Raw genomic sequence first — 5571 nt, forward strand, 5'->3', positions numbered from 1 at the left:
GAGACAGAACTCGAACTGTGGCGCTCGAACGAGGCATTCCACCTGATCGTCATCGCCACCTTCGGAGTCTCGGCCGCCGGCATTGCAGCGGTCGAAGAGGTCGCCCTGATGGTGGTCAACGAGAATTGGCTGCCGTTCGAGGACATTCACGAGCTGCGGCTTCTGGAGAAGCTCAGCCACCTCAAGCGAAAGAGCGTCAAAGGCTTGCGGTTCAATCTGCCGCGCGATGCGCCGATCGTCTCAGTGACATTGCCCGAACAGAAACCGGCTCCGGTCGCCATGTTCATCGTGCCGGCGAGCGCCGGAGAGGAACATGAGCAGGCGCTTGCGGAAATGATCGCGGCAAGGCTGGAGATCACACCCTGGGTCTGGCGGGTCGCGGAAGGCGATATCCCGCGGCTGCCTTGATCCGCAAACCCACGGGTCGGCTGGCGAGCGCCTCTCCTCATCAGTCGACCTGGCATAAAGGCGGGGTGAAGTCCGATGCGGTTCGCGCGGCGACGTCCTGCCTTCGGCGCCTGAGAGATGGATGAGGGGCTGCCGGGGATTGCGCGGTCAGGCCGCGCTTTCGAGCAGCCTCTTCGCCTTGCCTTCAAGTTCGAGCCGGCTGTCCTGATGCGCCTTTCGCCGCGCAAGGGCGGTGATCCCCTGCACAAAATCAAAAATCGACTCCGGTGGTCTGCCCTCCTCGCTGAGAACGGTCTCGATGATCTTGCCGGTTTCGGCCTTCGAGAAGCCGCGCTTGCGCAGGAACTCCGAGCGATCGTCTTCGCTGCGGGCGACGATACGTTCACGGGCGGCCCGAATGCCGGCAATGAACGGCGCAGGCGAAGAATTGGCGAAGTTCGTCAACGCCGGGGCTGCTTCGTGCGCGAAGCGTTGAGCGGCGAACTTCGAGTGGCGAATAGTGATTTCCTCGAAATTCTCGGTGCCCCAAAGATTCCTGTTGGCACACACTGCCCGCAGGTAAAAGCTGGCAATTCCAAGTGTTTTCGAACCGACCTCGCTATTCCAGGCATAGAAACCGCGGAAATACAAATCAGGTTCGCCGTTCGGCAGCCGCCCAGCTTCGATCGGGTGAGTGTCATCGCAAAGAAAGACGAACACATCGCGATCGCTGCCGTACAGCGTCGTGGTGTCCTTCGTGATGTCGACGAAGGGATTGTGGGTCATCGTAGACCAATCGAGCAGACCGGGGACCTTCCAGATCGTGTCGCCTGTGCCATTGCCAGCAATGTTCATAATCGCTGCGATCAGATCCTTATCCCAAATCCGGCCGTATTCGGGACCGGTCACTGCCCGCAGTTCAAGGCGGCCGTCGTCCATCTCGAGCGTTTTGACCATTTCGGCATCATGATTGAGGAGGCCGTGCTGGAGATTGATCGCCGCCAGCGGCGCAGGCAACTGGCGCATGTAGCTCGCAGGAGCGCCGACCAGGCTGCAGAGCTGACCGTAGCTCCAGTGCGTCGGGGTCAACGGTTCGCGCCCGCCGGGAACGATCAGGGACAAGCGCTCAGTATTGTCGCGGGTCGCCTCGACGCGGATCTCGGCAGTCTCGACTGTGCGAACGCGAGCGCGTTCCGTCCTGGCGCTAACGGCGCGATGCAAATCGGAAAGCGACAGATAACGCTCGTCGTCGGGACGCAAAAACCATTCTGACGAAACGCGGCCGATGCGTTCGCCGCGGGATATATCGACCTTAAATCCAGACGATGTCGGTTGCGGGTTGGAAATCATGGTGTTCATGATGAAATCTCCTGAAACGAAAGAGCCCGGCTGACCGCTCCTGCGACAACCGGGCTGGTGAGATGGACGATGAATTGCGGCAGCAAGATCTGTCTGACGGGGCGCGGTCAGGACAGACAAGCGCGCCGCCCGAAGGCGACGCGGGGCAACTGGTCAGTCAATAGCCTGAAAGATCTCCGCAGCCTCGGGGTGGTCAGCCGAATAGGCGTAGAGGCGGCTGTAGCCTTCCAAGAAATGCTCGGATTGATGCTGGAAGGAGAGATGCGAGAAGGCAAAAAGCGTGGCAATAATCCCGGCAGCCTCCGCCGAGACTTCCCCCTGAAATCCGGTGATCTCCCCGGTGATCCGGAAACGCGATTTGGAGCTCGGCGCCAGAAACAACGGTTTGCCCCCATGTTCGTAGAAATCCCAGATCCCGCCACGATAATCGAGGGGGCTGAGCCGCTCCATGAGGCTGTAGACCGCGTTCTCGCCGATCATCAGGAGCGAGCGCCCAAATAGGGTAGGCAGGAATTCCAGGCGGCGCTCGTCAGTGACGATGGAGGCAGTTTGGGGTGTGACTTCAGATATCGACATCGATCGTTCTCCAGAGAGGAAACAGGATTCCAACCAGGCGCCCCTCTCTCCAGAGCCTGGCCTCGCCCCTTCCCCGGCCCCACTCTTCCCTTTGAGGCTGGCCGCAGCCGCAACCTTTTGCCTGCGCGCAGGACGACAAATGCAGACGCGGGTTCGCTGATCGACAACACGCAGAAGCCCGACGCGACGGTCGGGACGGATGGAATGGAATGGAAAGCGGGGTACTTGATGGACGCGGGACGGCGTTCAAATGTCAGAGCGGTCCGAGGGGACTTAATCCGGATGAAGGCGACGCTGCGTCGCCCGGATTGCTGCTATTGCCGCATGAAACTCGGCATTGCTCACCGCATCGGAGTAGTCCATCGTTGTTGCGATGGACTCGCAAGCCGATCGGATCTCCGCATCGCTCACAGAACCTGGTGAAAGCCCCTCGAAGTCGCGATCGATATCAAGCACAGCGGCGAACGCGCTTCGGACGCGTTCTTCCTGCAAACGTGCAAGGACATGGCTCGGCTTTGGCCCGTCGGTCGGCTCGGCGGGATCGGGCGCATAGGCGAGTATAGCCTCGCCCCGCGCAATCGCCCAGGCTGATTTGGCATGCCATTCGACCGACGGAGATCGCCCCGCCTGGACATCGTGGAACAGCATTTTCAGCAGACCGAGCAGGATCTCGAAGTGGTGAGCCCGGCGCTGAATTTCTTCATCGAACTGCGACGGTATCGTGATTGGCGATCCGGCATAGGCGGTGTCCTCGCCCTCCCAAATGCCGGTCACATGGATCTCGCCTGAGGAGTCGTAGTCTTTCTGCGAAGACTCCCAGTTGTTGTCGCCAAGGGCCGCCTTGCAGGCAGCTTCGGGCGTGTCGGCGATATAGGTCCCATGCCGAAATAGCGGCAGGGTGTAGGTCATTTCAATCGTATAGGCAGGCATGACGGCGCTCCTAAAGAACAAAGAAGCCCGGCGCAGTGGCCGGGCTTTCGTGAGTGTGCGTTTTTGAGTGGTTACTCGGCGGCTTCGAGATGCTCGCCGTCGCCATCGATCGGGTCGGTGGCCGCTTCTGCGGCTTCCTCATTTTCCGTCAGGAAGGCTGGCAGACCGATGTCGGCGGCCTCAGTGGTATCGTCCTCGATAACAGCGTCTGATAGCACCGCATCCAACTCTGCTTCCGCCGGGATCTGATCGACAGGGAGCCGCAGCACTTCGGGGAGCCATCCGCTGCCTTCCAGCAGCCGGGCGGCTTCGCGGGCCATGTCGGGCTTCTTCAGATGATCGATCAGTTGCGCGGACTGTTCGCCCTTTGTCTCGCGGACCGCCTGCAGGATATGCGCCTTGGTCACGCGGCCGAGATAGTTGTCGACCGTCGGCGTCCAGCCGGCGGCGACCATGCCGAAGCCAAGCGAACGCGCCAGCTGTCTGGCGTGGGCATTTTCCTTGGACCGCCGATTCCACGCCTGGACGGTCGTGTTTACTGAAAGCGAGACACAATGGGCAAACAGTGCCATGCGGCTATCTTGGTCGAGGGCGATCAGATAATCCCAGACCTCATCCGCATTTCCGGGAAGATCATAGCCCCAGGATTCCTGCCGCTGTTCGATCTCCTTTGCCCAGACCGTATCGCCGAGCCCCTGCGTCTGGCTGAACGCGGTGTGCTGCAGCGTGATCTCGAGGCACGAGTCAGCCCCGTATCTGTAGAAGATCTTCAGGACCGCGACATGCAGGACGGCAATGAAGGCCATCACCGGGTCATTGGCCAAAGCATTGCGGAGCGCGACGGTGCGGGCGGCCGTCAGATCCTCGATGACGCGATCGGAAAGCGGACGAACCTTGCCGTCGTCTTCTTCCGGTTCTTCGACGCCGACCGGCTTGCCGTTGACCAAGATGCCGCCGTTCGCCGAGGCGACAATGGATTCGCCACCATCGTCCCGATCGCTGCCGCCATCATCGGCATCACCGCTGTTCGACTCTACGACGGCTTCGTCTTCCGGCCGGATGAAGCCGCGCTCGATCTTCAATTCGCCATTGGCACCGAGCGAGATGAAGGCTCCGCCGCGGGCGACGTCTTGCCTGTCGAAGACGTAGGGCCGGTCATTGAGGGCATCCAGCTCGTTACCGAGCTCCTCAAGCCGCGCCTCGGTTTCCTCTGAGTGGTCCTCCGCCTCGGCATATTCTGCATCGAGCCTGTCGTATTCCGCCTTCAGCGCATCGTGACGTGCAAGCTCTTCGTCCGTGTATTCGGCACGTTCGCCGTAAAATCGGCGAAGACCGGAGGTGTGGCCGTAGGAGAAGTCGAACGCGGCCTCGACCCACTTCCAGCCCTCTTCGGCCTTCAGCGTTTCGGCGTCGGTTGTCAGCTTTTCGAGCACGAGCTGTTCGAGCAGTGCCGGATCCTGCAGCCATCCGCCATTGTCCTGCTCGAACAGGTCGCGCATCACGACACCACCTGCTGCCTCATAGACGTCAATACCGACGTAGACGGCGCGGCGATCGGAGGCGCGGACCGCGGTTTCGGTCAGCATCCGCCGGATGTAATAGGGATCCTGGTTGTGCGACCGCGAGATCGTGTCCCAGACCTGTTCCTGCCGAACGTGATCATTGGTGATCGAGAATGCCATGACTTGCCCGAGCTTCATCTCATCATTGGCGTAGAGATCGAGCAGACGCGGCGAGACCGACGCCAGCCGCAGGCGCTGCCTCACAGTTGCGACCGACATATGGAAGCGCGCGGCAATCTCTTCCTCGTCGAGCCCCTGTTCGCGCAGTGTCATGATGGCTCGAAACTCGTCCAGCGGGTGCAGATCGACGCGTTTGCTGTTCTCGGCAAGCGAATCCTCCACTTCGAGAGTGTCACCCTTGCTGACGATGCAGGGAATGGCTGCCGTCTTCGACAGTTTCTTCTGTGCGACCAGCAGCTCCAACGCGCGATAGCGGACGGCCGCCAGCCGGAATACGGTACATGCCGGTCTCGTTGCCGTCGCCATCGACTTCAGCGCGGACGTTGAGACTGGTCAGCAGTCCGCGATGGGCGATATCCTCGGCAAGCTCCTCGATCGAGACGCCCGCCTTGGTCTTCCGCACATTCTGCTGGCTGAGAACGAGCTTGTTGAAGGGGACGTCGCGCCCGGCGTTGAGCGTGATTTTCTGAATGGCTTGTGCCATGCCGTTTCTCCGTAGCGGGCTGGCCGGAGCCTCTCTCCGACAACCTCAACCCGCCACGAACATCCCTTCCCCCCTCTTCCTCCAACCACATCC

4 protein-coding genes and 1 pseudogene are annotated in these 5571 nt (G+C 60.9%); 1 reads left to right on the plus strand and 4 read right to left on the minus strand.

The window, feature by feature from the left end; all coding sequences use genetic code 11:
* Window positions 1-408, plus strand: a 408-nt coding sequence (locus PDO_RS09400) for a DUF1173 family protein (protein ID WP_007600835.1), incomplete at its 5' end; no start/stop codon positions are given.
* Between the two features lie 147 nt (window positions 409-555).
* Here the strand turns inward: PDO_RS09400 and PDO_RS09405 are convergent.
* The 4 genes and pseudogenes from PDO_RS09405 to PDO_RS09420 all read right to left on the minus strand — a co-directional run bounded on the left by PDO_RS09405 (window position 556) and on the right by PDO_RS09420 (window position 5478).
* On the minus strand, window positions 556-1746 hold the full coding sequence (locus PDO_RS09405; protein WP_007600837.1) for a hypothetical protein: 1191 nt from the start codon (window positions 1744-1746) through the stop codon (window positions 556-558).
* 153 nt (window positions 1747-1899) lie between these two features.
* Window positions 1900-2322, minus strand: coding sequence for an antirestriction protein (locus PDO_RS09410; protein WP_007600839.1), 423 nt, complete (start codon window positions 2320-2322; stop codon window positions 1900-1902).
* A gap of 273 nt (window positions 2323-2595) precedes the next feature.
* Entirely contained in the window at window positions 2596-3252 is a 657-nt protein-coding gene (locus PDO_RS09415; protein ID WP_007600842.1) for a hypothetical protein, read from the minus strand.
* A 71-nt stretch (window positions 3253-3323) separates the two neighbouring features.
* A pseudogene (locus PDO_RS09420) lies at window positions 3324-5478 on the minus strand (ParB/RepB/Spo0J family partition protein).
* Window positions 5479-5571: the final 93 nt, after the last annotated feature.

The sequence above is a fragment of the Rhizobium sp. PDO1-076 genome (assembly GCF_000247475.1).
Taxonomy (GTDB): Bacteria; Pseudomonadota; Alphaproteobacteria; order Rhizobiales; family Rhizobiaceae; genus Allorhizobium.